This window comes from Pseudoalteromonas sp. 0303, assembly GCF_013349995.1.
GTDB lineage: Bacteria > Pseudomonadota > Gammaproteobacteria > Enterobacterales > Alteromonadaceae > Pseudoalteromonas.
On record NZ_JABVXF010000003.1, the window covers coordinates 71,787 to 97,163 of the forward strand.

The window sequence follows — 25,377 nt, forward strand, 5'->3', positions numbered from 1 at the left end:
GTCGGCGATGCAGGATTTGAACCTGCGACCCCTTGGACCCAAACCAAGTGCGCTACCAAACTGCGCTAATCGCCGATATCTTAGAGTAAATTGGGGTGACTGATGGGGCTCGAACCCACGACAACCGGAATCACAATCCGGGGCTCTACCAACTGAGCTACAATCACCACGGCATTTACATATTTTCAAATGGCGCACCCGGAAGGATTCGAACCTTCGACCAACGCCTTAGAAGGGCGTTGCTCTATCCAGCTGAGCTACGGGCGCATCGAAAACTTCATAAGTTTGCCTGTAAGCACCGCTTCTTAAAGAAGAAGTGGTCGGCGATGCAGGATTTGAACCTGCGACCCCTTGGACCCAAACCAAGTGCGCTACCAAACTGCGCTAATCGCCGATGCTTACCGTTGTTTGCGAGTGACCTCGTTAACAACGGGGTGCATAATAGTGATTTGACCGAGTCAGGTCAAACATTTTTTTAAGAAAATAAATCAATCGGTCACTTTTAGTTCATAATGGTTAAATATTGCAAATATAAGCTAAAATTTGAACTCTTTTTTATAAAGTAGCGCTTTATATAAGATTGCATCTTGGCGCTATGATGCTTTTCTGCGAAAATACGCAACATAAATAAATATGATCAAACAAACATGTTTTGTGTATCCACGCCCCCTTTATTGGATAATCATATTTAGATGTATCAGTATCAAGTTAACTAACCCCAATTAAAGGTCACCCATGACGGCAAACATCATCGATGGTAAGGCAATAGCTAAACAAGTACGCAGCAATGTAGCAGAGCGAGTTGCAGAGCGTGTAGCGAATGGATTACGCGCTCCAGGACTAGCAGTTGTGTTAGTTGGTCAAGATCCAGCTAGCCAAGTGTATGTTGGTTCTAAACGTAAAGCATGTGAAGAAGTCGGCTTTGTATCTAAGTCTTACGATTTACCTGGCGACACAACTGAGCAAGATTTACTTGCATTAATAGATCAACTAAACGAAGACAAAGAAGTAGACGGTATTCTAGTACAGTTACCTTTACCTCAGGGTCTTGATGCTGAAAAAATTCTTGAACGCATCACACCACATAAAGATGTTGATGGTTTCCACCCTTATAACATTGGTCGTTTAGCTCAGCGTATGCCGGCACTTCGTCCTTGTACACCGAAGGGTATTATCACCCTACTCGACTCTACCGGTGTTCGCTATAAAGGTATGCACGCAGTTGTTGTTGGTGCATCAAACATTGTTGGTCGTCCTATGTCACTTGAGCTTTTACTTGCAGGCTGTACAACAACGGTTTGTCATAAGTTTACTCAAGATTTAGAAACGCATGTTCGCCGCGCTGATTTATTAGTTGTTGCGGTTGGTAAACCTGAGTTCATTCCGGGTGATTGGGTTAAAGAAGGTGCTATCGTAATTGATGTAGGCATTAACCGCCTTGAATCTGGCAAGCTTGTTGGTGATGTTGAATACGATATCGCTGAACAAAAAGCACATTTCATTACACCAGTACCAGGTGGTGTTGGCCCAATGACTGTGGCAAGTTTAATCGAAAACACCCTTGAAGCTTGTGAAAAGTACCACAGCTAAGAAGAGCTAAATTATTGCAAAAGGCTGCCAATGGGCAGCCTTTTTTTGGTATTAAGAGCGCTGTAGTTTGAACTGCCTAAGCTTTAGCATCTGGGGGAGCACTGAAAACACAATCATCATAAACATTAATAGGTATTGCCAGTCTTGATATTGTTCGTTTATGAGTAAAACAGCGCATACGATTCCCGCGATTGGGTTAGCAATAGTGCCGAATGAAAACTCAGCCACAGTCATGCGTCCTAATAACCAAACATACAGAATATAGGCGATAGCGGTATTAGGCACGATTAACCAAAATAGCGCAGAATATTGCAGTGCTGATATAGGCTTAAATATCACTTGGTATTGCTCTGGGTGAAGTAAACTGCCATCAATAAACGCAGCCAATAATAAAATAGTGCCGCCAATGATTAACTGCCAGGTAAGCACCACCCACCAATGTATGTGCACCGACAAGCTTTGTACTAAGGTGCTACCAATCACAATAGTCAGTAAGGCCCCAAATAAAGCAGTCACTCCCAATACATTTAATGACACGTGTGCTGGGTCAAACAACAACCACGCCAGTACAACCAGCGCCATAGCACAGAATGCTTGAATTTTTGCGGGGCGCTGCCCTTTAGTAAGCCAAGCATATAACAAAGCCACAACCGGCACAGACACCATCCCTACCCCTGCTATAGCTGCAGGAAGGTTTACCGCCATGATAAAAATAAAGGCAAAAAACAGTGCGATATTCACAGCACCTAGCGTTAACAAACTTGGCCACTGCGAACGGGTTGGCAAACTAGGTTTAAGCAATAAAAGTAATAACCCTGCAGGTAATGCACGCAATGCGCCTAATAAAAGTGGCGGCCAATCAGGTGTGGCATATTTGGTCACTGCATAGGTGGTGCCCCATAAAAAGGCGGGGATCATGGCAAGTAAAATATTCAATGTCTGTCCTTGTTAATACGAAGAGATGGCAAGGTAAAAGCTCAAGTACAGTTGAGGTCAATAGCTATATTGATTAATAACAAAAAAGGTTGCCTCGTTGGCAACCTTTTTTAATGAATCATGATTCGATGAATAGTTAGGCTTTACGCCATGTTGTTTTACCAGCTGAATCTTCAAGTACCACACCAAGCGCATTCAATGCATCGCGCGCTTCATCAGCTGCCGCCCAATCTTTACTTGCGCGGGCTTCGTTACGTTTTGCTATTAACGCTTCGATATGTGCTACTTCGTCGTCAGCTTGGCCACCTTGCAAAAAGGCTTCTGGGTCTTGTTGTGCAACGCCTAGTACCTCAGCAACACTGCGTAGTACATAAGCTAGCTTACCTGCTTGCTCTGTATCGCTATCTTTAACACGGTTTAGCTCTTTTGCTAATTCAAATAATACTGGTAGTGCTTCAGGGGTGTTAAAGTCATCATCCATCGCTTTTCTGAATTTAGCCACATATTCATTGCTAGCTAAATCGCACTCGATTGGCGTTACGCCACGCAATGCAGTGTAAATACGTTCAAGTGACGAACGTGCTTGCTCAAGGTTTTCTTGCGAATAGTTAAGCTGGCTACGGTAGTGACCTGAAATTAAGAAATAACGAACTGATTCAGCATCGTACTCTTTTAATACGTCACGTACGGTAAAGAAGTTGTTTAAAGACTTAGACATCTTCTCTTTATTAACCTGAACCATACCTGTGTGGATCCACGTATTAACGTACTTGCCGTTATTTGCACAGCATGACTGAGCAATTTCGTTTTCATGGTGCGGGAACTGTAAATCTGAACCACCACCGTGAATATCAAAATGTTCTCCTAAGTGCTTAGAACTCATTGCTGAACATTCAATATGCCAACCAGGGCGGCCCTCACCCCATGGTGAAGACCATGACGGCTCTTCTGGCTTGGCTTTTTTCCATAGTACGAAATCAAGTGGATCTTGCTTATCTTGTGCAACTTCAACACGTGAACCTGCTTGTAGCATGGTTAGGTCTTGTTGCGATAAAGCACCGTATTGCTCAAAGGTTGATACGTCAAACAATACATCACCGTCTGCAGCAACATACGCATGGCCTTTGGCAATTAAACGCTCAACCATAGCGATTATTTCATCCATGTGGTTTGTTACTGTTGGCTCAACATCCGGACGCAGCATATTTAAGCTGTCGAAATCTTCATGCATAGCTTTGGTCATACGAGTCGTTAGATCATTAATTGACTCACCATTTTCGTTAGCACGTTTAATGATTTTGTCGTCTACATCTGTGATGTTACGAACGTATTTTAAATCGTAACCGATGTGGCGTAGGTAACGAACAATCACGTCAAAACCAACAAAAGTACGAGCGTGACCGATGTGACAGTAATCATAAATGGTGATACCACACACGTACATGTCGATTTTGCCATCAACAAGGGGTTTAAACTGCTCTTTTTGTCGCGTAAGTGTGTTGTAAATTTGTACCATTTATAAAATGTCCTTAACGGTGTTTCGAGATTCTCTATGGTAACACTTGCAAAGCCGCTGCTCTAGCGCTTTATCAATTGAATAAGCACTTTGTTTATCGTTTTAAACAAGCTCTTTGTTAATCAAAGACAACTACTATAAAATAGCCCCATTATTAAACCTGATATAGGAAACCTCATGGTTGTACTACACACAAACTTTGGTGACATCACTATCAAGATGCACGAAAGCGATGCACCAAACACTGTTAAAAACTTCTTAGAGTATGCAAACGCTGGCTTTTACAACGGCACTATTTTTCACCGTGTAATTGATGGTTTTATGGTACAAGGCGGTGGTTTTGAGCCGGGTATGGTTCAAAAAGAAGTAAACAACCCTATCGAAAACGAAGCAAACAATGGCCTTGCAAATAAAGTGGGCACATTAGCAATGGCACGTACGCCGGATCCACATTCAGCGACTGCGCAGTTCTTCATTAACGTTAACGACAATGACTTTTTAAACTTCAGCAGTGAAACATCACAAGGCTGGGGCTACTGCGTGTTCGCAGAAGTTGTTGAAGGTATGGACGTGGTAAACAAAATCAAAAGTGTTGCTACTGGCAGCGCTGGCTTCCACCAAGACGTACCTCTTGAAGATGTAATCATCGAAAAAGTAACGGTTAGCTAATTTAATCGTTTAGTCTTTTTAAGCGGGCCTTTGCCCGCTTTTTTGCGAGTAACCATGAAACAAAGTTATTTTATTGCCGACCTCCATTTAACAGAAAACCGCCCAGACATCACTGCGGCATTTTTTGATTTTCTTGATAGCAAGATTATTAATGATGACGTTGATGCACTGTATATTTTGGGTGACTTTTTTGAAGTATGGGTCGGTGATGACTATCAAACTGACCTTTCAAAGAGTGTTGCCGCACGTTTAAGCCAAGTCAGTGAAAGTGGTACTGAGGTGTTTTTTATTCATGGTAATCGCGATTTCATTATGCGAGAAGACTATGCAAAAAGCGCAAGTATGACTTTACTACCTGAACAAGTTGTTATTGATTTATACGGTACTCCAACAGTTATCTTGCACGGTGATGAAATGTGCACTCAAGATATTGAATATCAAAAGTTTCGTAAAAAAAGTCGTGGTTGGTGGTGGCCAAAATTAATGCTTGCTATGCCGCTTTGGTATCGTAAAAAAATTGCCCGCAACGCCCGCGAAAAATCAAAACAAAGCCAAGCTGGCAAAGCATTAGAGATTTTAGATGTGACCGAAGATGCAGTTTTAGCCATGTTTGAAAAGCATCAGGTTACTAATATGATCCACGGTCATACTCACCGCCCTAATGTGCATCACTATAAGCAAAATGGAAAAACACTAACCCGCACTGTACTGGGTGACTGGTATGAGCAAGGTTCATACTTAAGAGCTACTCCAGAGCAGCAAAAACTAGTCCACACGCCCTTTAAATAACCAATTTTTTAACTATGCTTTAACCAGTATTGTCAAAAAATGCATTATCTATGATGAGTCGGTTAAGCCTTTTATGTTGTTGTTTACTAATTAGCTTTTCAATCAATTGCCAAACTTGGCAATTGGTCACAGAGCCGTTTCCTCCTTATTTTATTGATGAGCCAAATAAGCCAGGCTGGCTGCACGAAGTCATCATCGCAGCACTGAAAACACAAAAACATCAAGCCACTATTGAATACACACATTGGGCTCGCGCGCTAAAGCTTGCCAAGCGCCATAAACGTGTCGCAGTGCTAGGTGCTTTTTATACAAAGCAAAGAGCGAGATATTTTACATATTCACCTTCATTAGCAACCGCGCATACCGTGTTATTCAAGCGTGTTGATAGCAATATAACTTACACTGGCTCTTTGTATTCATTAAAGCCATATACAATCAGTAAAGGTGAAGACTATGTGGTAAGTGAGCAATTTGAGCACCACCCAAACCTTAGCGTGACAACCACAGGTAGCTTGATTGAGAGCTTGTTGCTATTAAAGCATGGTCGTGTTGATTTAGTTGCAGGCACAAAAGAGGTTGCCTTGTATTGGCTCGATAATAGCGAGCGCTTACAGCAAGCAAAGCAAACAGAATTAGAAATAGTTACCCCCTATCTTGCTACTCAACACTTACATGTGATTACTGATAAAAATCACCCTCAGGCTGAGCTTTTTCAGCAAAGTTTATCTTTAGGTCTTAAAGCAATTACGGCGTCAGGCAAGCTTTTAGAGATACTGAAGCATTATGAACTGAATGAAAAAGAAATTAGTCACATTACGCAACTATATGAAAAAACCTATGCTAACTAATTTTGTTCTTTTTCAAGCCTGGCAAGGTAATCTTAAACTGGGTTGCGATGCCTTCAGGTAGGTCTTCCTTTGCAACTAGCTGGATTTTTCCGTTAAGCAGTAGAGCGCCAAACAGGCGCTCTGATTTAATATATTATGCAGGCACACCGCTGTGAAATTTAAAGTCTTCATCTGGGGTAGAAATTAACTCAGCTTCAAGCTGACCAAAAAATTCAACACGCTCAGTAATATCAAACTCACTGATTTCTTGCGCAAGAGTTAAATAATCTTGGTAATGACGCGCTTCAGAGCGCAGTAGTGAGATATAAAAATCACCTAAGCGTTTATCAACATGTGGGGCTAATTTAGCAAAGCGCTCACATGAACGAGCTTCGATGTAAGCACCTATAATTAACTTATCTACCAAGGCATCTGGCTCGTAAGTTTTTACATGGCGCAGCATCCCTTTGGCATAACGGCATGGGGTAATGCTTTTATATTCAATACCGTATTCATCCATGATCTCAAGAACTTGATAAAAGTGATGTAACTCTTCTTTGATGAGCATCACCATTTTATCAATGAGATCTTGCCCATAAGGTGAGTTAGATTTTGGGATCATTGATTTAGTCAGCTTGTTTTTATCTGCAAGCTCACGCCAATCCCCTTCACGCTTATAAATAAGTGTTTCAAATGGTTTTAACCACTCAAGCAACGCATCACTACTTTCTTTATCAACCGCGTACTTACGAATTAAAAACATAGCAGACTGAGCTGCTTTTAATTCACAGATAAGATGGTCGATTAAAACCACATCTAAGTTTTCTTTTTTGGTTGCCGCAGCAATCCACTCATCAGGCGTTTCGCACTTTAAAAAAGAATGAATGGGTGCTAACAAATCAGAATAAGGCACTGAATAACTTCTCATCAAAAATCTTAATTCGATTTTATCACATAAATTAGCCCGCATTCCATGACCCACATCAGTGCAAAGTAATTTTCTATATGCACTAAAGAGTTACATTTAATCGGCTATTTCGATTATTTCAGCTTCTTGACAAGATTTAATTACTGAACCATAACTTAATCAAAGCTGTACAAAAATAAAACAGCTCATATTCCTTTTTTACAGGGGCAATGATTATGATTCTAAACCACTTATGGGGCTTATACGCTCACCCACTCGAAGAATGGCAGACAATTGATAACCGTCACGAAAGCTTGCGCTATAGCTTATCGCACATTTTATTAATAGCCTGTATTCCTTCAATAATGGGCTACTATTCATCTGTTTATTTGGGCTGGAGTATTGGCGCAGGTGAGGCCGTATATTTAACCCATGATAGTGCATTACTTATCGCGGTTGCGATGTACTTTGCACTAATTGCGGGCGTGTTTGCACTGGCATATTTAGCTCATTGGATGGCAGTGACCTTTGGTGCAAAACCCACCTTTACACAAACCCTAGAGCTTGCAGCTTATACAGCAACGCCAGTATTTATGTCTTCATTTGCGGCATTTTTACCTGAGCTTTGGTTTGTGGTGTGTGTAGGCCTTGTAGCGCTGGCCTACTCTGTTTACTTACTCTACACAGGGGTGCCAATTTTAATGCACATTCCTGAAGAGCGAGGTTTTATCTATGCCAGTTCAGTAGTCACATGTGGACTGATCTTACTGGTAATTATTTTAGCTGCCACAGCTATTTTATGGACTAATGGAATTGTCCACCCTATGTTTACCTAGTTTCATTATTATTCATTCTTTCGTAAAGCAAAAAAGCGGCTAAGCCGCTTTTTTTATTTTTGGTTATTACGCCTTGTTAAAGCAATCTCACCATCGATATGAATATCGCGCTGCGGGAATGCAATGGTAATGTTGTTTTCAGCAAATACTTTATAAATGCTAAAACGCAGCTCACTGCGCACTTGGCGAAGCGGTGCTTCTGATTCAGCACATACCCAGAAAATGGCACTAAAAGTTAAAGAGCTATCAGCAAAGTCATCAAATAACACAGATGATGCAGGTGTTTTTAAAATGGCTGGGTGATCATCAAGAATTTGCTTCATCAGCTTCTCTACAAGCACCACGTCTGAACCATAAGCAACGCCAACATTCACAAATGAACGGGCATTACGGTCAATTAAGGTCCAGTTAGTTACCGTGTTTTCTAATAACTGGCTATTTGGTACTAGCATATGCACCCCATCGTTACGACGGATACGAGTAGAACGGGTATTAATTGTCTCAACGACTCCTTTAGCTGTGCCCACTTCTAAAAAGTCGCCAATACGAATTGGTCGCTCCCACATTAAAATCCAACCACTAATAAAGTTATTGATAATGTTTTGCGCACCAAAACCAACACCAATTGCAATGGCACCAGAAACAAATGCAAACGCCGTTAGAGGAATATTGAGTACCTCTAGTGAGGTAAACACAAGCACAGCAATAGTAACGACAAGGTAAATACGGGTAAATAAGTGAACCGCGTCAGGGCCTAGGTTTTTTGCCAGTAATGCTTTTTTGATTAATCGACCAATCCAGGTAACCACAAACCACATTAAAAACAGCACCAAAGGCACTTGAATTACTTTTAGTACAGTAATTTGCACGTCATTGTAGGTGAACAATACAAACGATAATGCAGATTGCAGATCAGCAAGGGTCATAAATTAACATTCCTAGTAAAAATCAGTTTGGTTCAGTTGTGACTAAGTTTAGCACGGCATAATAGGTGAAAACTTGGTAAATACTAAGCTCTTTATGCGCAATATGCGCTAATTATTAACTATTTTAGACTACAGCTGCTATATACATAGAGAGAGCTTGAGGTTTCACAGGCTTTGAATAGCACGAGGAGAACACAATGTCACAAATGACACTCACACAAAAACTTGCCACTTTACAACCCTTGGTTGATCTAAACTTATTTGAATCAAGTTTAGAGTACCGTAACCGCATCTTAAACTTACTTGCTGAGCAAGAGCACTCACTGAATTTAATTAACAAAGAGTTTGGCAACGCTATGCCAGAAAGCTTTGGCTCAGAGAAAAAGTTTGTGTTGGGTTACAACTAACCTATGGTGATTTATTACCAACAAGATTTAAACTGGCAGCTAGTGCCACTTTTTACTTAAGTGAGCCATTAATACACAATTGATGGCTTTTTACACATTTTTATCCCTCAACAGCTTTATTTGCGTTCAAATTCCCCATTCAGACGACAAACTTGATTGTTTCTAACCAAAAATTTGATAAGTTAGAAAAGATTTATCCACATTTTTGGAGCTCTCATGCGTAAGACCTTAGTAGCAACTACGATTGCTAGTGTGCTTTTATTATCTGCTTGTAGTTCACAACAAGCCGACACTCAAACTCAAGTTGAAACTGCCGCTGAAACAAAAACAGCTAATGTTGAAAACGTTCTTTTCAAGCCAAGCCCTTTACAATACATGGCCCCTGAGTTTGATAAAATTTCGACTAAAGACTACGAGCCAGCGTTTGAAGCAGGCATCGCACAGCAAAAAGCTGAAATTGCAAAGATTGCAAACAACCCTGCACCAGCAACATTTGAAAATACCCTTGTTGCAATGGAGTACTCTGGTGAGCTATTAGACCGCACGTCTGCGGCATTTTTTAATTTATCAGGTTTAATCTCTGACAGTGAGTACCAACGTATCGCCGCTAAAATGGCGCCGATTATGTCAGCTCACACTGATGACATTTACTTAAACAAAGCTTTATTTGCTCGCGTACAAAGCATTTACGACAACAAAGCGTCTTTAAATGCTGAAGATCAACGCCTTGTTGATTACTACTACAAAAAGTTCGTTAACGCGGGTGCAAAACTGACTGAAACTGAAAAGGCAAAAATGCGTGAAATCAACGCAGAGCTTGCCAAGGTTTCAACTGAGTTTTCACAAAATATCTTAAAATCATTTAAAGAAGATGTGATTTTAGTTAAAGATAAAAGCGAATTAGCGGGTTTATCTGAAGGTGAAATTGCAAACCTTGCAGCTGCTGCCAAAAAAGCAGGTAAAGAAGGTTACATGATCACATTGGTGAACACGACTCGCCAACCTATCTTACAAAGCCTTGAAAACCGCAAGCTTCGTGAAAAGATTTGGACAACTTCTTCAACGCGTGCACAAGCAACAAACAGCCCTATCATCATCAAAGAAACTAAGCTACGTGCTGAAAAAGCGGCATTACTTGGCTTTAAAGATTGGGCTTCGTATGTAATGACTAACCGTATGGCGCAAACAACTGAAAATGTTTACGGCATCCTTGATGACTTAGCGCCGAAAGCGGTTGCTAAAGCAGAAGCAGAAGCAGAGCAAATCCAACAAGTAATCAAAAAGTCAGGTGAAACATTTGCGCTTCAACCTTGGGACTGGGCGTTTTACGCTGAAAAAGTTCGCCAAGAGAAGTACGACTTAGACCCTGCTTTAGTTAAGCCTTACTTTGAAATGCAGTCAGTGATCCACGACGGTCTATTCTTTGCGATGAATAAACTTTACGGCATTACGTTTAAAGAACGTAAAGACCTACCGGTTTATCACGAAGACGTCATGGTGTTTGAAGTATTTAACGAAGACGGTAGCGCTATCGGCCTATTCTACATGGACCCTTACGCACGTGAAGGTAAACGTGGTGGTGCCTGGATGAGTGCCTATGTTAGCCAAAGCGGTCTTAAAGACACTATGCCTGTGATCTACAACGCGCAGAACATTCCTAAGCCAGCTGAAGGTCAACCTACACTCATGACTTTCTCTGAAGTAACAACGATGTTCCATGAGTTTGGTCATGCTGCGCACGGTTTATTCTCTGACGTTAAATACCCAAGCTTAGCGGGTACAGCCACTGCTCGTGACTTTGTTGAGTTCCCTTCGCAAGCACACGAAGACTGGAATATTGAACCAACAGTACTGGCAAACTATGCCAAGCACTACAAAACAGGTGAACCAATTCCAAAAGCGCTTTTAAACAAAGTACTTGAATCACAAAAATTCAACCAAGGCTTTGATACAACTGAGTATTTAGCTGCGGCACTACTTGATATGGAATGGCACTCATTTGGTGTTGATGCTGACATTACAGACGTGCAGAAATTTGAATATGATGCATTAGACAAGCACGGTATTGCATATTACCCAGTACCACCACGTTATAAGTCTTGCTACTTCAGCCACACCTTTGCCGGTGGTTACTCAGCAGGTTATTACGCTTACCTTTGGACTGAAGTATTCGCAGCAGATGCGTTTGCACACATGACTGAAGAAGGTGGTTTAACACGTGAAAACGGTGATAATTTCCGTAAAGAGATTTTATCAAAAGGTAACAGCCGCGACTTAATGCAAAGCTACATTGAGTTCCGTGGTCAAAAACCAACAACAGACGCACTATTAAAGCGTCGTGGTTTAGTTGAATAATCACCATGATGTTTAAAGTATGAGGGGAAACCCTCATACTTTTTAGTACCAATTAAACTTTCACCCCACTTTTATTCCTATTCACCTCAAAGCCATTGTCAGTTAACTCGTTTTTGCTAATCTCAAAAAAAAACACGAGTTCACACATGAAAAATACTTTACTTTTAGGACTTTGCTCAGCTTTAGCTGCATGTTCATCAACCCCAGATGAGCGCGCTGACATCGTGATAGAAAACGCCCAAATTATTGATATGCAAACTGGGGCTATCTCAGCAAAGCAATCTCTTGCCATTCGCGATGGAATTATCATCAAACGTAGCGATAAACCTTTAAGTAGCCACTATCAAAGCTCAACATTGATTGATGCCAAAGGTCAGTATGTCATGCCTGGTCTATGGGATATGCATGTCCACTTTGGTGGTGGTGATGAACTTATTGAAGAAAATAAACAGCTATTGCCACTGTATTTAGCCTACGGCGTAACAACTGTTCGTGATGCTGCGGCTGATTTGAGTGAATCTGTACTTAGCTGGCGTGAACAAGTAAAACAAGGTCAGTTAGTGGGCCCAACTATTTTCACCTCAGGCCCGAAATTAGAAGGTAAAGGGTCTATTTGGCCCGGTGATTTAGAAGTAGAAACGACTGAAGAAATGCATGCTGCAATGGATCTATTAGACAGCATGGACGTTGATTTTATCAAAATTACCGACAGCGCTTTAACGCCTGAGCTCTACATAAAAGCCGTGCATGAGGTTAAAAAGCGTGGTTATCAAATTTCGGGGCATATTCCATTTTCATTGTCTGTGACTGATGTCTCCAAGGCGGGTCTTGATGCGATTGAGCATATGACCTATATGCTTAAAGCTGCGGCTAAAAACGAAGCAGATATTTCTGCAAAGGTTGCTTCAAAAGAGCTGAGTTATCGCACTGCGCTGCCTATTATCACCGCGCAGTTTGATGAACCGACAGCTATTGAGAAGTTTACGGTTCTTGCTAACAACGACACCGCCGTGGTGCCAACCTTGATTGGTGGCAAAATAACGGCTTACATTGATGAAGACAATCATCAAGACGATGCCTATTTAGATTATTTAGGTAAAGGTTTAAAAGCAACTTATCAGTGGCGAGTTGATAGAGCTAACAAAGACACCCCTGCACAAATCAAACAGCGCAAAGAGCGTTTTATTAAAACCGCCCAGTTACTCCCTATCGCCCAACAGGCAGGTGTGAGCATTATTGCAGGCACAGACGCGGGCTTTTTAAATTCGTATATTTATCCGGGGCTTTCTTTACACCAAGAACTGAGTATTTTTAATGAATATGGCCTAACACCACTGCAAACACTGCAAGCTGCAACACTCGCGGGGCCTAAATTTTTAAATAAACAACAGCAATATGGTGCCCTTAGTGAAGGCAAAGTAGCCGATCTCATTTTGCTTTCAGAAAACCCGCTTGTTGATATTCGTAATACACAAACGCTAAAGGGTGTTGTCTCGCACAGCACGTTTTACGATAGCAACGCACTTGAGCTATTAAAGCAACAAGCAAAAGCCTTTGTTGACAGCCAACCCTAACCCCCCCATTGCCCATGACCGCGTATTATCCGTCATGGGCAATTTTAATTTTCAGCCATCTCATATACACTGCCCTTTTTGCACATAACTCGAATAACATGACCTACTTATTTGCTGTAACCCTGCTTTGGGCCTTTTCGTTTAGTCTTATTGGTGTCTATTTAGCAGGCCAAGTGGATGCATGGTTTAGTGTGTTAATGCGCATTGGCTTAGCAACCTGCGTGTTTTTGCCCTTTTTACACTGGCGTAAAACTCCTAAAGCCTTAGCACTAAAGCTCATGGCAATAGGCGCAGTACAGCTTGGTGTGATGTACAGCTTCTATTACCATTCGTTTTTGTACCTTAGCGTGCCCGAGGTACTGCTATTTACGGTAATGACGCCACTTTACATCACTTTGTTAAACGATTTGCTTGAAAAGCGTTTTAATGCCAAGTTTTTATTCGCCGCAATGCTAGCTATTTTAGGTGCCGTTGCTATTCGCTATGAAGGCGTCGATGAAAACTATCTCATTGGTATGCTAATGGTTCAGGCTGCTAATATTTGCTTTGCTACCGGTCAAGTAACTTACAAACGTTTAATGCAAGATGAGCAACTCCCCCACTCTCGGGTGTTTGCTTGGTTCTTCATTGGCGCTTTAATTGTCGCACTAATTTGTTACGGCTTATTTGGTGATACCAGTAAGCTACCCACCACAACGACACAATGGGGCGTGTTAATTTACTTAGGCACGATTGCTTCAGGGCTTGGTTATTTCGCGTGGAATAAGGGCGCAACTATTGTCAATGTAGGTGCCTTGGCCGTAATGAATAACCTACTGATCCCAGCAGGGATCATCGTTAACATTGTGATTTGGAATCGTGATGCCGATATCATCAAGCTTGCCATCGGCGCTGCGATTATCTTATTAGCACTTATTATAAATCAGAAACTTAATAAAACTGCCACGGAGTCATGATAGGCTAAACTCTATTCGATTAGAGGGATGCTGTTATGCGCGCACTGGTTATATGTTGTTTAGTTTTCGTTATTCAAGGCTGTAAGAATCTGCCTGTCGAACAGGCAGTGCAAGTGGGTGCTAGGCCTTACTATTTAATCGACAAGATGACAGATGGACCTTTAAAGCAGCAACTTGCTGAATGCGGTAATAGCCCTTTCTATAAAACTGATTTTGTAATTGGTCATCGCGGTGCCCCCATGCAGTTTCCTGAGCACAGCAAAGAGTCATATTTAGCCGCTGCAAGAATGGGCGCTGGCGTACTTGAATGTGACGTCGCCTTTACTAAAGACAAACAACTCGTGTGTCGCCATTCACAGTGTGATTTACACACCACTACCAACATTTTAGCGATTCCTGAGCTCGCTGCAAAATGCAGCCAACCTTTTACTCCGACCAAAGACGGCCAACCAGCTCAGGCTAAATGCTGCACCAGCGATATCACCCAAGCTGAGTTTTTAACCTTAAAAGCTAAAATGGATGGTGCCAACCCTAACGCCAAAACGGTCGCTGAATATATGCAAGGAACACCAAGCTGGCGCACTGATTTATACGCAAACAGTGGCACTGTTATGACCCACCAGCAAAGCATTAAGTTATTCAAATCACTGGGTGTAAAAATGACACCCGAGCTAAAAAGCCCAGAAGTTAGCATGCCATTTAACGGTTTTAGCCAGCAAGATTATGCACAAAAAATGCTTGATGAGTATCGGGATTTAGGTGTGAATAGCCAAGATGTTTATCCGCAATCATTTAATCTTGAAGATGTGAAGTATTGGCTAAACAATCACCCTGAATTTGCAAACAACAGTATTTATCTTGATGGCCGAGATGAGCAAGCAGACTTTGATGCTATGGATGAAACAACTTGGCAGCCATCAATGCAGGCTCTATATAACGATGGAGTACGCATTATCGCACCGCCAATGTGGATGCTTTTAAGCCTTGATGAGTCAGGTGCAATCGTGCCTTCCCTTTATGCTATTAAAGCTAAACAAGCCGGACTGAACATCATTACTTGGAGTTTAGAGCGCTCTGGTCCATTAAATAATGGCGGTGGTTATTATTACCAGTCGATTGCCCGTGTAATTAAACAAGATGGGCAAATGATGAAAGTGGTAGACGTCCTTGCTAAGCAAGTGGGTGTGATGGCTATTTTCTCTGACTGGCCTGCTACTCTTACCTATTACGCAAGCTGTATGAAGTATCCTGCCTCAGAGAGTTAACTGAGCATCAATAAATTTCAAGGGCTTTTACTCGTCCAAAAGGTGGGGCTGAGGTATTATTAGCTAAACCGATTTTACAAGGATTAACATGATTATTCAGCACCATAGCCACGACATAGCGACCAACACAGGCACAATGCGCACCAGTATTTATCGCCCTGTAGAAGAAGGTAAATACCCGTGTGTTATTTTCTATTCTGAAATTTTCCAAGAAACAGCCCCTATTGCACGCTCTGCGGCAATACTTGCTGGTCATGGTTTTGTCGTGTTAGTGCCAGAAGTTTTTCATGAGTTAAATCCTATTGGGACGGTACTTGCTTATGATGATGCTGGTAAAGACAAAGGCAATGCCGACAAATGGGCAAAACCGCTTGAGAGCCATGACTCAGATACTGACGCTTTAATTGCATTTGCACGTCAGCAAGATTACTGCACAGGAAATGTCGGTGCCATGGGCGTATGTATTGGTGGTCACCTTGCATACCGAGCTGCATTAAACACAAGTATCAAAGCCGCTTTTTGTTTATACGCGACAGATATACACAGCGATACTTTACCAGCACAAGCAGGTAATAACTCATTTGAGCGCATGGCAGATATTAAAGGTGAGATCCACTTTGTTTGGGGTAAACAAGACCCACATGTACCAAAAGAAGGCCGCCTTAAAATTTACCAACAAGCGGTGGCAACAGGCATTAATTACCAGTGGCAAGAAGTGAACGCCCAACATGCGTTTATGCGCGACGAAGGCGACCGATACGACCCAGCTCTTGCCATCAGCATGTATCAACAAGCCGTTGCTTTATTTAATCGCACGCTTGTTTAAGTAGTCATAGTGGCTACTTGATTAGTAAAATAATCCTTCAAGTAATCAAGTAAAACCCGCAGCTTTTTACTTCCCGCCGCCCCTGGCGGGAATACGCCATAAAGTTCAATATCGGCAGTTTTGTAATCATCTAATATTGTGCGTAACAATCCCGCTTTGATCCTGGGTAGTGCATCATAAACTGGGATTTTCGCTAAACCATGCCCAGCTTCAACAAAGGCAGTTCGAGCAGCGGCATTATTGGTACTTATGCCACCACTAACAGCCACCTCAAAGCGGCGTTTATCTTTTTCGAGCGTAACAACAGCACTACTTGGTTGATACACCACCCATGTATGCTCTGCTAAATCGGCAATGCTCTTTGGTATAGGGTATTTTGTAAAGTAATCGACTGAACCGCATAAGCAGGTCGCCATACTTGCAAGTTTAGTCGCTTGTAAGTTTGAGCTTTCAAGGGCAACACCTCTAATCGCTAAGTCATAGCCCTCTTTGATGATATCAACCACATCATCGCTAAGCTGTAAATCAATATCTATTTTCGGATACAAACGCCTAAACTGAGCCAGTGCCGGTACCACAAGTTGCAAACCAACATTCACCGGACAACTCAATTTGATAACCCCAACCGGTTCACTCTTTAAGTTCTCAAGGTATAAGTTAGCAGCCTCAGCGTGCTCAGTGATAGCCTGACAACGTTCGTAATAAGCCATACCTGCTTCGGTGAGAGTCATGGTACGCGTTGAGCGGTTAAGTAACGTCAGCTTTAATTGCTGTTCTAATTTCTTTAAGTGATAACTAACTACAGCCCTTGATAAACCAAGTTGTTGAGCCGCTTTAGTTAAGCTGCCTTGCTGCACAATGTGGGCAAACACCACCATGCTTTTTAATTGCTCAAACGATACTTTCATACAAACTCCTAATCTAACCTGAATAATTGTATCAATTATTAAACCAATGAAGTCAAATTTATCTGCGTTGTTTAACTCGATTTTCACCCCTATAGTGTTATTAACGATGTTTAATACACAAAAAGGGATTCACTATGTCAGCTAAGAAAATTTTAATGGTACTCACTTCGCACGATGAACTTGGCGATACCGGCCATAAAACGGGCTTTTGGGTCGAAGAATTTGCCGCACCCTACTACGCCTTTATTGATGCCGGTGCAGAGGTAACTTTAGCTTCTGTTAAAGGTGGCCAACCTCCGGTTGATCCAAATAGTGCAGCACCTGATGCTGCAACTGATGCCACAAAACGTTTTGAGCAAGACAGTGCGGCAAAAACTTTAATGGCTAATACTAAACCTCTGGCTGAAGTTAAAGCCGATGATTTTGATGCGGTATTTTACCCAGGTGGCCATGGTCCGTTATGGGACTTAGTTGATAACCAAGATTCAATTAGCTTGATAGAGCAATTTCTTAACTCAGAGAAACCAGTGGGTGCAGTATGTCACGCCAGTGCCGTATTACTGAATGCGAAAAATGCAGCTGGTAAATCTGTGGTATTTGATAAAAAAGTGACCGGCTTTAGTAATTCAGAAGAAGATGCCGTACAGCTTACCAATGTTGTGCCATTACTTGTTGAAGATGAGCTAATCAAACAAGGTGGTCAGTATCAAAAAACCGATGATTGGGGCGAGCTTGCGATTGAAGATGGCCTACTAATCACAGGGCAAAACCCTGCAAGTTCTGAGCTTGCTGCGAAAAAACTATTAACCAAATTAGGTTAAACTAGGTCAATATGCTCTAGACCTTTAGTAAACACCTTGCATATCAAGGTGTTTACCTTCACTTTTAATAAGTTATACTCATTCGGTCACATTGATTTAAGAGCTTCTCATCATGACTGAAAAAAAAGCTGTCAAAATTCCTCCTATCAGTAGTAAGCGATTCGCAATTTTAGGCATTATGCTGGTGTGCTTGGTACTGCAAATAATTAATACTCTACCCGGCATAAACTTAAACGGCTTAGGTATTTTGCCAAGACAGATATCTGGTTTATCAGGGGTGTTTTTTGCGCCATTTTTACATGGTGGCTGGGCACACCTTTTTAGTAACCTAGTGCCATTTGCTATTCTCGGCTGGCTAGTTTGCCAATTTAGCGTAAAACGCTTTTGGCTGGTGTTTGCAGGTACAGCGCTCATTGGTGGATTACTAGTATGGCTATTTGGCCGCAGCAATATTCATGTAGGACTAAGTGGTGTTATCTACGGTTTATGGGGCTACTTAATTAGCTACGGCATTATGCACCGCTCATTCAAAGCCATTTTAATCAGTATTGCGGTTGTTGTGCTATACAGCGGCCTGATTTGGGGTGTCTTCCCGCAGCGCATTCATATTTCATTCGAAAGCCATTTATTCGGCGCAATTAGCGGCGCATTCATCGGCTATATTATGGCAAAGCGTGATAAGCAAAAGAGCCCTAAGCTTTAAACTGACAGCTGAAAGCTATTAGCTTCTAGTCTCTTAACTTCATTGTCACCATCACAACGCCATGGTCGGTACTTTGATCATCATAGGCAAACTGGGGGTTGATCAAGTGCTGATCATAGGTGTGATAATCAACCACCTCAAAAAAGCTACCCTGAAACCCGGCATCAAACTCACGGGATAACAAAATATAATCAAATACTGAGCTGCTACTACCAAAATAGTGGGTGGCTTCTCTGTCGTTCTCGGTGACAACATGGCGCTGATAGAGTTGCCAACTATCTTGTAGTTTGAACTCTGAACGAGATGGGCTATTTTGCCTATGACCGCTAAAACGAAGGTGGTCAGCGATAAAATGGTTAAGCACGCCATCGTGTAACTCATTATTAAAGTCCCCCATCACAATCACAGGGTTATTGGAATCCGCTCTGCGCTTAATGATTTCAACCAGTAACAGCGCTGCTTCACTGCCACGCTGCATACTTGATGCCCAGCGCCCAAGGGCTTGCGATTTTAACTGCATAACTAAGTTTTGCTGTTCGCTGTGGCTTTCATCATCTTGGTGATGGAGCATGCTGCGCTTTGATTTAAAGTGCACTACATAGCAATCGACGTGTCCTAAGTGAGGTACTTCAAGTGTCGCGCGAATAATACTGCGGCTAAAGTTAAAATTATCGCTCAAGCCCATCGCTAAAATATCATCTTGCTCTGCCTCAATCTGACTGACAGCAACAACTTTATAGCGTGAGGCAATGGCCACAACCGGATCGCGATAAATAAAGTCATCAATCACCGTTGGCTCATCAACCACTGCAAAATAAGGGTAACCCTCTGCGTTAACTTGTTGTTTTAGTTCATTGATACTGAACACTTCTTGAAAGCCAATAATATCTGGCTGATGATTTTTAAGGTAATCGGCCAACCAGCGCTGCTTTTTGGCCCACTGCTCAGCGCTGTAAATGCGCTGAAAATCATAAAATGCGTCAGGTGGCGCTAAATAATTATATAAATTAAATGTCGCCACCATTAATTGACTGTTTTTTATCACTTAACTCCTTATTCGTGTAACCACTCAGTGGCAATGATCGGGTCTTCAAAGTATTTCACTTCGCCACTGATAAACCAGTTACCCACTTTGCTTGCCACTTGTTGCCAGTTTTTGTTACCAAGCACAGCTATACGGCAAAACTCTTTGTTATGTTTAAGGCCTAACTTAAAATCATCCCACGCCGCTTGTAACTCCCAGCCTTCTAACTCAGTAATATCAACATAGGCTCTTATTTTTGCACTCGGAACTGCCGCTACAGCATTATCGATAAGAGGGGTGAGAGTTTTGTAATCCTCGTGGGTGAGCTTCCCCACGATTTTAATTGTGAGATAAAAAGTCGTGCCAGTTCGCTCAAGGCCAATGGCTAAACCATGCTTTTTCATGTCATCCTCCTTGTTATTCATAATTAATAACTGTACTTCCCTTGCTCTATCTGATCAACTAGGATGGTAGTCTCGTAATGACATTCATTAAAGCACAATTTAGGAGTTTCAATGAGTAATACCGACAGTTATACGCCACCTAAAGTGTGGCAATGGGATGCAGAAAACGGTGGTGAATGGGCGAAGACGAATCGTCCGGTCTCAGGTGCAACCCACGAGAAAGACTTGCCCGTTGGTAAACATGACCTTCAACTCTACTCGCTTGCGACACCAAACGGCCAAAAAGTCACTATCATGCTCGAAGAGTTATTAGAGCTTGGTATTGATGAAGCCGACTACGATGCATTTTTAATTAAAATTGGCGATGGTGACCAGTTCTCTTCAGGGTTTGTAAGCGTTAATCCTAATTCAAAAATCCCAGCCTTAATGGATCACAGTACAACGCCCGTTACTCGCGTGTTTGAGTCAGGTGCAATTTTACAATACCTGGCAGAAAAGTTTGATGCGCTGATCCCAAGCGATCACGCCAGTAAAACAGAATGTCGAAATTGGCTATTTTGGCAAATGGGCTCTGCCCCATACTTAGGTGGAGGCTTCGGTCATTTTTATAGTTATGCCCCTTTCAAGATGCAGTACCCAATTGATCGCTTCACCATGGAAGTAAAACGCCAGTTAGACGTATTAAACCGCCATTTAAGCGACCATGACTACATGGCTGGTAGCGAATATTCAATTGCCGATATCGCTATTTGGCCTTGGTATGGCAGCTTGGTACTTGGCAATTTATACGATGCGGCAGAGTTTTTAGATGTTGAGTCATATAGCCATGTGATGCGCTGGGCAAAACAAATTGAACGCCGCCCTGCTGTAAAACGAGGTCGCAGAGTTAACAAAACATGGGGTGATGAAGCTGAGCAGCTAGCAGAGCGCCACTCTAAGGACGATTTTTAAGGGCTTAAATGCCCTTTTTCATAAAAATAAAAAGTATGCAAAAGCTCAGCAAAGAAGATGTCTACCAACGCCTCAGTAACACCGAGGATGCCCGTGCCTGCAAAGCGATTGATGAAGCCGCTTGTAAAGTGGTGCCCGGCAATTTTCTTACCTTATTAGTAAGCCAACTATTTAGTAAGTTTGCAGATGCCCTGTTAAACCCTAAAGTGACCCTACCGTGGCTTTTACAGAGCATTAATGTACCAAGTAGTTTTATTGCTTGGCTTGTGCCTATTCGTGAGTCAGGCTCAATGTTGCCACAACTGGCCATCGCCAGTGCTATTCGTAGGCTCCCAGTTAGAAAGTGGGTTTGGGTGATTGGCGCCATAGTGCAAGCATTGTGTATTGTTGGCATGCTTATTTGTGCTTTAACACTCCAAGGTACAACGGCAGGTTTTGCTATCATCGCTATTTTGATTGTCTTTAGCCTTGCCCGTGGCTTTAATTCCATTGCTGCAAAAGATGTATTAGGCAAGGTCATACCTAAACAACAACGAGGCAGCATTAGCGGTCTTGCTGCGAGTTTTGCCGGATTTGCAACGCTCACCTTTGGTCTTGGTTTATGGTATCTACAAAGCCTTGGCTATGAAAATGGGGTGTATGTTGCTTTAATGCTGGCTGCTTTAATGTGGCTGTTTGCAGCGCTCAGTTATAGCCGCATTCAAGAATACAAGGGCGCAACCGAGGGCGCTGAAAACGGCTTTTTGCATGCTTTGTCAAAATTAAAACTGCTTTACCAAGATAAGCAATTTGCTCACTTTATTATCACTCGTGCGTTGTTGCTATGTTCTGCTTTGAGCGCCCCGTTTTATATCGTTCTTGCCAGTGAACAGGCTTTCGACTTTTCTCTGCTTGCTACATTTATGGCGCTTTCGGGGCTTGCCAGCTTAGTATCTGCGCCTATCTGGGGTCGACTAAGTGACTTATCGAGCCGCAAGGTATTAGTGTTTGCTGCACTGCTCGTCACCCTCAACGGTTTCGCCGTTTATTTAGTTGCTTATCTGAGCCCACAAACGCTCAATGAGTTTTGGCTATTACCGCTCTGTTATTTTTTACTCACCGTAGCTCATCAAGGGGTTCGCCTTGGTCGTAAAACCTACCTTGTTGATATGGCTGAAGGAAACAAGCGCACTGACTATGTCTCTGTTAGTAATACGGTGATCGGAGTTATATTATTACTGCTAGGTAGCGTCGGCTTACTAAATACCTACTTAACGACTGCTGAGTTAATTTTTTTCTACAGTATCTTAGGCTTACTTGGTGCAATTAGTGCGTGGTTTTTAAAAGAAGCTTAATTAAAAAGGCGACCTAGGTCGCCTTTTTCTTTGCTAATTTTTCAAGTTCTTATCGAAAAACTCTAAAAACGCTTTCAGCGTTTTAATTCTATACGGCTGGTGCGATAAGTAATGGTCGCCATCTTCTAGCTCAATGTAAGTAACATCTTTACCTTCGTCTTTAAGTTCATCATCCATTTCACGACTATGATAAACAGGCACTACATTATCATCAGAGCCATGAACCAATAGCACCGGACGATTAATTTGCTTTGCAAAATTAACAGGCGACACTTTTTCTAGTTTATCGCCATCAGTTCCAAATTGCTTACGCACAATTTCTTTATTAGTGAAATAACGCGCTTTACTAACAATACGCTCAAGATCAGTAACGCCAGCAAAGCTTGCTGCACATTTGAATGTTTCAGGGTGTTTAACCACTGCCATTAATGCAGCATAGCCACCATAACTTGCCCCGCCTATACAGATTTTATCTTTATTAGCGATACCTTCTTCAACAAGCCAATTCGCCGCATCTTGCAAGTCATCTTGCATTTCTTTACCAAAACCTTGAACTGCAGCCATCTCAAATTCATGGCCATAGCCACTTGAACCACGAAAGTTTGGTTGTAGTACTGCATAACCATTATAAGCAAGTAACGCAGTCCAATAGTCAAAACCAGCGTAATCACGAGCCATTGGCCCGCCATGAGGGAACACAATAGTTGGTAACTTATCACCTTCTTTGTAGCCCACAGGTAAAGTTAAATACCCTTCAATAGTTAACCCATCACGAGCTTTATAACTAATTTTCTTTTTACCGCTGTAAACAGTTTCATTCACATCTGGGAATGCGGTTGCAAATACAGTTAGCTCACTTGTATCACGGTTCCCTAACATGTAAGTTCCAGGGCTATCGTCGCTTGTTAAATAAAGCACATATTGGCGTTGGTCTTTACTGGTATCAATTATATCAATATCAAATTTATCTTTTGGTAAAACAGCGCGCAAACCTGTGTAGAGCTTATTTAAATCTTCATTCCAGTAACGTATACCTTCATCTAATTGAGAGTGTGTAAACCCTGCTACTTCACCAGTAAGTGAAGAATAAAAAATATGACCGTCGAAGTCATAGTTATCATCGCTAAACACTAACTCTTTATTCATGGTCGTTAGGTTCATTTTATAAAGTGCATCATAGCCATCTTTAAGTGCTTTGAAATAAAGAATATTAGGGTCTTTATCGAAGCCCAAAACAGTCACTACATCAGGGCTAAATGCTTTATATTTGAATAACGTTTTACGGTTATCTCGATCTTCGTCATAAAGAATATATTCAAATTCGTCTTCATCCATTTTAAGGGCAATACGCACATTACCTTGGCGGTCTGCTGTCCAATCAATAACTTTACTGCGTGAGCGCTGAATTTTTTTCTTACGAAGTGTATTTAAATCAAGTTCATACACGCCAGGGGCATTGGCAACATCAAAATCACCTTGCACTAAGATCTTGTCTTTTTTATCGGGTAAAAAGCTGATGACCTGATCACCAAATTGCGGTTGGCGTTCATCACGATTATAGTTTGGCTCATTGGCTAATTTTGCCTTGCCTTTATCTTTAATATTATAGGCATACATGCGAGTTGATGAATATTTAGGGCCGCCAAATTGGCGTTGAATATAGCGGGCACCTAAAAGTAGTACCTCATCATTTGCCCATTCATACCAATCGAAGAAAATAGTGTGATTATCTGAACGAATAATAGAATCAGCTTCTTTAGTTTTACGGTTATAAACCATTAAAACCAACTCACCATTCACATTTCGAATAAACGATATATGTTCACCACTAGGCGAAAATTTTACTTGGCTAAAAGCGCGTAAAGAGGCAAATGATTCAATAGGGAGTTTCGTGTTTTCAGCAGCACGGGGCATTAAGCTCAGCATTGCAAAAAGAGTAAGCAGTAAGTACTTCATAATAAAGTCCATTTCATTTTTATTGTTCCTACAATAATAACATTAAATTAAAAAGGAAGACCAGCAGGCAAATCTAGGTACCTATCATATTCGTTTAAAGCGAACATAACACTCGATTAATAGCATTATTAATTTATTTTTTGCTAATTATAATAGCTGCACAACTTCAGTTTTCTTAGGTGACATGATGAAAAAAGTACTTGTGTTAAATTCATCTTTAAATGGTGAACAAGGTAATTCAACCAAGCTTAGCCAACTATTTGTTGAGCAGCTTGCTAACAACCAACAAATTTCAGTAACAACTCGCGATTTAAGCGACAATGCGATTGCTCACTTAACGCAGACAGAAATGGCTGCTTGGATGACTGATGCAAACGAACGTAGCGATGAGCAAAAGCTACTTGCTGCAATTTCTGACGATTTAATTGCTGAACTTAACGATAACGAACTGATTGTTATTGGTATGCCAATGTATAACTTTGGTATTCCATCAACATTCAAAGCTTGGATTGATCGTATTGCTCGTGCTGGTATTACATTTAAATACACAGAGCAAGGCGCTGTAGGTTTAATTAAAGACAAAAAAGTAGTTGTACTTGCTGCGCGTGGTGGTGTATATCAAGGCACCGACATGGATACACAAACTAAATACTTAAAAGATGTACTTGGTTTTGTGGGTATGACAGATGTTAACTTTATTTACGCTGAAGGCCTTGCAATGCCAGGTGCAGAGCAAAGCTTAGAAGCAGCACAAAACGAAATAAAGGCTTTCACCGCGTCACTTTAATATGTGATTAATAAAGCTAGATATAAAAAAGCGGTCATCATGACCGCTTTGTGATTTACGCTGTGACCGATAACAGCGAATCACCTTCAGATAAACCAAACTTTTCTTGC

The 25,377-nt window shown here is 41.6% G+C and carries 24 protein-coding genes and 4 tRNA genes; 16 read left to right on the plus strand and 12 right to left on the minus strand.

Annotated elements, in window-relative coordinates; translation table 11 throughout:
- Window position 1 precedes the first annotated feature (1 nt).
- From HUS62_RS03505 to HUS62_RS03520, 4 genes are all read right to left on the minus strand, one after another.
- A tRNA-Pro gene (locus tag HUS62_RS03505) sits at window positions 2–75 on the minus strand.
- Between the two features lie 16 nt (window positions 76–91).
- Window positions 92–167, minus strand: a tRNA-His gene (locus HUS62_RS03510).
- Window positions 168–190: 23 nt separating this feature from the next.
- Window positions 191–267: transfer RNA gene (locus HUS62_RS03515), tRNA-Arg, on the minus strand.
- Window positions 268–317: 50 nt separating this feature from the next.
- Window positions 318–394, minus strand: a tRNA-Pro gene (locus HUS62_RS03520).
- A gap of 341 nt (window positions 395–735) precedes the next feature.
- Between HUS62_RS03520 and folD the strand changes: the two genes are divergently transcribed.
- The gene (folD, locus tag HUS62_RS03525) at window positions 736–1,590 is read left to right on the plus strand and encodes a bifunctional methylenetetrahydrofolate dehydrogenase/methenyltetrahydrofolate cyclohydrolase FolD (RefSeq protein WP_054553151.1); all 855 of its coding nucleotides are present in this window, start codon (window positions 736–738) and stop codon (window positions 1,588–1,590) included.
- Between the two features lie 51 nt (window positions 1,591–1,641).
- Here the strand turns inward: folD and HUS62_RS03530 are convergent, their stop codons facing one another.
- Window positions 1,642–2,526, minus strand: coding sequence for a DMT family transporter (locus HUS62_RS03530; protein ID WP_175078543.1), 885 nt, complete (start codon window positions 2,524–2,526; stop codon window positions 1,642–1,644).
- 136 nt (window positions 2,527–2,662) lie between these two features.
- Window positions 2,663–4,042, minus strand: coding sequence for a cysteine--tRNA ligase (cysS, locus tag HUS62_RS03535; RefSeq protein WP_175078544.1), 1,380 nt, complete (start codon window positions 4,040–4,042; stop codon window positions 2,663–2,665).
- 177 nt (window positions 4,043–4,219) lie between these two features.
- Here cysS and HUS62_RS03540 point away from each other — a divergent pair, with 177 nt between their 5' ends.
- From HUS62_RS03540 to HUS62_RS03550, 3 genes are read left to right on the plus strand one after another with little or no spacing between them, the layout of a single operon-like run.
- The gene (locus tag HUS62_RS03540) at window positions 4,220–4,711 is read left to right on the plus strand and encodes a peptidylprolyl isomerase (RefSeq protein ID WP_175078545.1); all 492 of its coding nucleotides are present in this window, start codon (window positions 4,220–4,222) and stop codon (window positions 4,709–4,711) included.
- Window positions 4,712–4,765: 54 nt separating this feature from the next.
- The gene (locus tag HUS62_RS03545) at window positions 4,766–5,500 is read left to right on the plus strand and encodes a UDP-2,3-diacylglucosamine diphosphatase (RefSeq protein WP_175078546.1); all 735 of its coding nucleotides are present in this window, start codon (window positions 4,766–4,768) and stop codon (window positions 5,498–5,500) included.
- 50 nt (window positions 5,501–5,550) lie between these two features.
- Window positions 5,551–6,348, plus strand: coding sequence for a transporter substrate-binding domain-containing protein (locus HUS62_RS03550; RefSeq protein WP_175078547.1), 798 nt, complete (start codon window positions 5,551–5,553; stop codon window positions 6,346–6,348).
- Window positions 6,349–6,481: 133 nt separating this feature from the next.
- Here HUS62_RS03550 and miaE read toward each other — a convergent pair whose 3' ends face one another.
- Entirely contained in the window at window positions 6,482–7,240 is a 759-nt protein-coding gene (gene miaE / locus HUS62_RS03555) for a tRNA isopentenyl-2-thiomethyl-A-37 hydroxylase MiaE (protein WP_058586359.1), read from the minus strand.
- Between the two features lie 230 nt (window positions 7,241–7,470).
- Here miaE and HUS62_RS03560 point away from each other — a divergent pair, with 230 nt between their 5' ends.
- Window positions 7,471–8,070 (plus strand): Yip1 family protein, encoded by a 600-nt coding sequence (locus tag HUS62_RS03560; RefSeq protein ID WP_058586311.1) that lies wholly within the window; start codon window positions 7,471–7,473, stop codon window positions 8,068–8,070.
- A 53-nt stretch (window positions 8,071–8,123) separates the two neighbouring features.
- On the opposite strand, the gene HUS62_RS03565 is transcribed toward HUS62_RS03560, so the two are convergent.
- Entirely contained in the window at window positions 8,124–8,996 is an 873-nt protein-coding gene (locus tag HUS62_RS03565; RefSeq protein ID WP_058585510.1) for a mechanosensitive ion channel family protein, read from the minus strand.
- 197 nt (window positions 8,997–9,193) lie between these two features.
- Here HUS62_RS03565 and HUS62_RS03570 point away from each other — a divergent pair, with 197 nt between their 5' ends.
- The 6 genes from HUS62_RS03570 (at window position 9,194) to HUS62_RS03595 (ending at window position 16,379) form a co-directional block, all read left to right on the plus strand.
- Entirely contained in the window at window positions 9,194–9,403 is a 210-nt protein-coding gene (locus tag HUS62_RS03570; RefSeq protein ID WP_054561957.1) for a hypothetical protein, read from the plus strand.
- Window positions 9,404–9,619: 216 nt separating this feature from the next.
- The gene (locus tag HUS62_RS03575) at window positions 9,620–11,758 is read left to right on the plus strand and encodes a M3 family metallopeptidase (RefSeq protein ID WP_175078548.1); all 2,139 of its coding nucleotides are present in this window, start codon (window positions 9,620–9,622) and stop codon (window positions 11,756–11,758) included.
- 146 nt (window positions 11,759–11,904) lie between these two features.
- Window positions 11,905–13,332: an amidohydrolase family protein gene (locus HUS62_RS03580; protein ID WP_175078549.1), complete on the plus strand. Its 1,428-nt coding sequence runs from the start codon at window positions 11,905–11,907 to the stop codon at window positions 13,330–13,332.
- Between the two features lie 98 nt (window positions 13,333–13,430).
- A complete protein-coding gene (locus HUS62_RS03585) occupies window positions 13,431–14,288 on the plus strand; it encodes a carboxylate/amino acid/amine transporter (RefSeq protein ID WP_054561959.1) in 858 nt (285 codons plus the stop codon).
- A gap of 35 nt (window positions 14,289–14,323) precedes the next feature.
- Complete coding sequence (locus HUS62_RS03590) at window positions 14,324–15,553, plus strand: glycerophosphodiester phosphodiesterase family protein (protein WP_175078550.1); 1,230 nt, start codon at window positions 14,324–14,326, stop codon at window positions 15,551–15,553.
- 88 nt (window positions 15,554–15,641) lie between these two features.
- Entirely contained in the window at window positions 15,642–16,379 is a 738-nt protein-coding gene (locus tag HUS62_RS03595) for a dienelactone hydrolase family protein (protein WP_175078551.1), read from the plus strand.
- Here HUS62_RS03595 and HUS62_RS03600 read toward each other — a convergent pair.
- Window positions 16,376–17,287 (minus strand): LysR family transcriptional regulator, encoded by a 912-nt coding sequence (locus HUS62_RS03600; RefSeq protein ID WP_175078552.1) that lies wholly within the window; start codon window positions 17,285–17,287, stop codon window positions 16,376–16,378. The two genes, HUS62_RS03595 and HUS62_RS03600, sit on opposite strands and share 4 nt — an antisense overlap.
- A gap of 134 nt (window positions 17,288–17,421) precedes the next feature.
- Between HUS62_RS03600 and HUS62_RS03605 the strand changes: the two genes are divergently transcribed.
- Together HUS62_RS03605 and HUS62_RS03610 are read left to right on the plus strand one after the other, a co-directional pair.
- A complete protein-coding gene (locus HUS62_RS03605; RefSeq protein ID WP_062565094.1) occupies window positions 17,422–18,108 on the plus strand; it encodes a type 1 glutamine amidotransferase domain-containing protein in 687 nt (228 codons plus the stop codon).
- 112 nt (window positions 18,109–18,220) lie between these two features.
- On the plus strand, window positions 18,221–18,811 hold the full coding sequence (locus HUS62_RS03610) for a rhomboid family intramembrane serine protease (protein WP_175078553.1): 591 nt from the start codon (window positions 18,221–18,223) through the stop codon (window positions 18,809–18,811).
- 25 nt (window positions 18,812–18,836) lie between these two features.
- Here HUS62_RS03610 and HUS62_RS03615 read toward each other — a convergent pair whose 3' ends face one another.
- Window positions 18,837–19,856, minus strand: coding sequence for an endonuclease/exonuclease/phosphatase family protein (locus tag HUS62_RS03615; RefSeq protein WP_282658441.1), 1,020 nt, complete (start codon window positions 19,854–19,856; stop codon window positions 18,837–18,839).
- Between the two features lie 8 nt (window positions 19,857–19,864).
- Window positions 19,865–20,239, minus strand: coding sequence for an STAS/SEC14 domain-containing protein (locus HUS62_RS03620; RefSeq protein WP_175078554.1), 375 nt, complete (start codon window positions 20,237–20,239; stop codon window positions 19,865–19,867).
- Between the two features lie 111 nt (window positions 20,240–20,350).
- On the opposite strand from HUS62_RS03620, the gene yghU reads away from it, so the two are divergent.
- On the plus strand, window positions 20,351–21,190 hold the full coding sequence (yghU, locus tag HUS62_RS03625) for a glutathione-dependent disulfide-bond oxidoreductase (RefSeq protein WP_175078555.1): 840 nt from the start codon (window positions 20,351–20,353) through the stop codon (window positions 21,188–21,190).
- 35 nt (window positions 21,191–21,225) lie between these two features.
- Window positions 21,226–22,524: an MFS transporter gene (locus HUS62_RS03630; RefSeq protein ID WP_175078556.1), complete on the plus strand. Its 1,299-nt coding sequence runs from the start codon at window positions 21,226–21,228 to the stop codon at window positions 22,522–22,524.
- 33 nt (window positions 22,525–22,557) lie between these two features.
- On the opposite strand, the gene HUS62_RS03635 is transcribed toward HUS62_RS03630, so the two are convergent.
- On the minus strand, window positions 22,558–24,480 hold the full coding sequence (locus HUS62_RS03635) for a S9 family peptidase (RefSeq protein ID WP_175078557.1): 1,923 nt from the start codon (window positions 24,478–24,480) through the stop codon (window positions 22,558–22,560).
- 187 nt (window positions 24,481–24,667) lie between these two features.
- On the opposite strand from HUS62_RS03635, the gene HUS62_RS03640 reads away from it, so the two are divergent.
- Window positions 24,668–25,267 (plus strand): FMN-dependent NADH-azoreductase, encoded by a 600-nt coding sequence (locus tag HUS62_RS03640; RefSeq protein WP_175078558.1) that lies wholly within the window; start codon window positions 24,668–24,670, stop codon window positions 25,265–25,267.
- Window positions 25,268–25,377: the final 110 nt, after the last annotated feature.

What these genes read in the sequence shown, in the direction of transcription:
- HUS62_RS03620 (WP_175078554.1), bottom strand. Translation starts at nt 20,239, where the DNA reads ATGAAAAAGCATGGTTTAGCCATTGGCCTTGAGCGAACTGGCACGACT.
- HUS62_RS03545 (WP_175078546.1), top strand. Translation starts at nt 4,766, where the DNA reads ATGAAACAAAGTTATTTTATTGCCGACCTCCATTTAACAGAAAACCGC.
- HUS62_RS03580 (WP_175078549.1), top strand. Translation starts at nt 11,905, where the DNA reads ATGAAAAATACTTTACTTTTAGGACTTTGCTCAGCTTTAGCTGCATGT.
- HUS62_RS03565 (WP_058585510.1), bottom strand. Translation starts at nt 8,996, where the DNA reads ATGACCCTTGCTGATCTGCAATCTGCATTATCGTTTGTATTGTTCACC.
- HUS62_RS03585 (WP_054561959.1), top strand. Translation starts at nt 13,431, where the DNA reads ATGACCTACTTATTTGCTGTAACCCTGCTTTGGGCCTTTTCGTTTAGT.
- HUS62_RS03595 (WP_175078551.1), top strand. Translation starts at nt 15,642, where the DNA reads ATGATTATTCAGCACCATAGCCACGACATAGCGACCAACACAGGCACA.
- HUS62_RS03600 (WP_175078552.1), bottom strand. Translation starts at nt 17,287, where the DNA reads ATGAAAGTATCGTTTGAGCAATTAAAAAGCATGGTGGTGTTTGCCCAC.
- HUS62_RS03590 (WP_175078550.1), top strand. Translation starts at nt 14,324, where the DNA reads ATGCGCGCACTGGTTATATGTTGTTTAGTTTTCGTTATTCAAGGCTGT.
- cysS (WP_175078544.1), bottom strand. Translation starts at nt 4,042, where the DNA reads ATGGTACAAATTTACAACACACTTACGCGACAAAAAGAGCAGTTTAAA.
- HUS62_RS03610 (WP_175078553.1), top strand. Translation starts at nt 18,221, where the DNA reads ATGACTGAAAAAAAAGCTGTCAAAATTCCTCCTATCAGTAGTAAGCGA.
- HUS62_RS03605 (WP_062565094.1), top strand. Translation starts at nt 17,422, where the DNA reads ATGTCAGCTAAGAAAATTTTAATGGTACTCACTTCGCACGATGAACTT.
- HUS62_RS03560 (WP_058586311.1), top strand. Translation starts at nt 7,471, where the DNA reads ATGATTCTAAACCACTTATGGGGCTTATACGCTCACCCACTCGAAGAA.
- HUS62_RS03575 (WP_175078548.1), top strand. Translation starts at nt 9,620, where the DNA reads ATGCGTAAGACCTTAGTAGCAACTACGATTGCTAGTGTGCTTTTATTA.
- folD (WP_054553151.1), top strand. Translation starts at nt 736, where the DNA reads ATGACGGCAAACATCATCGATGGTAAGGCAATAGCTAAACAAGTACGC.
- HUS62_RS03630 (WP_175078556.1), top strand. Translation starts at nt 21,226, where the DNA reads ATGCAAAAGCTCAGCAAAGAAGATGTCTACCAACGCCTCAGTAACACC.
- HUS62_RS03635 (WP_175078557.1), bottom strand. Translation starts at nt 24,480, where the DNA reads ATGAAGTACTTACTGCTTACTCTTTTTGCAATGCTGAGCTTAATGCCC.
- yghU (WP_175078555.1), top strand. Translation starts at nt 20,351, where the DNA reads ATGAGTAATACCGACAGTTATACGCCACCTAAAGTGTGGCAATGGGAT.
- HUS62_RS03640 (WP_175078558.1), top strand. Translation starts at nt 24,668, where the DNA reads ATGAAAAAAGTACTTGTGTTAAATTCATCTTTAAATGGTGAACAAGGT.
- HUS62_RS03540 (WP_175078545.1), top strand. Translation starts at nt 4,220, where the DNA reads ATGGTTGTACTACACACAAACTTTGGTGACATCACTATCAAGATGCAC.
- HUS62_RS03550 (WP_175078547.1), top strand. Translation starts at nt 5,551, where the DNA reads ATGATGAGTCGGTTAAGCCTTTTATGTTGTTGTTTACTAATTAGCTTT.
- HUS62_RS03570 (WP_054561957.1), top strand. Translation starts at nt 9,194, where the DNA reads ATGTCACAAATGACACTCACACAAAAACTTGCCACTTTACAACCCTTG.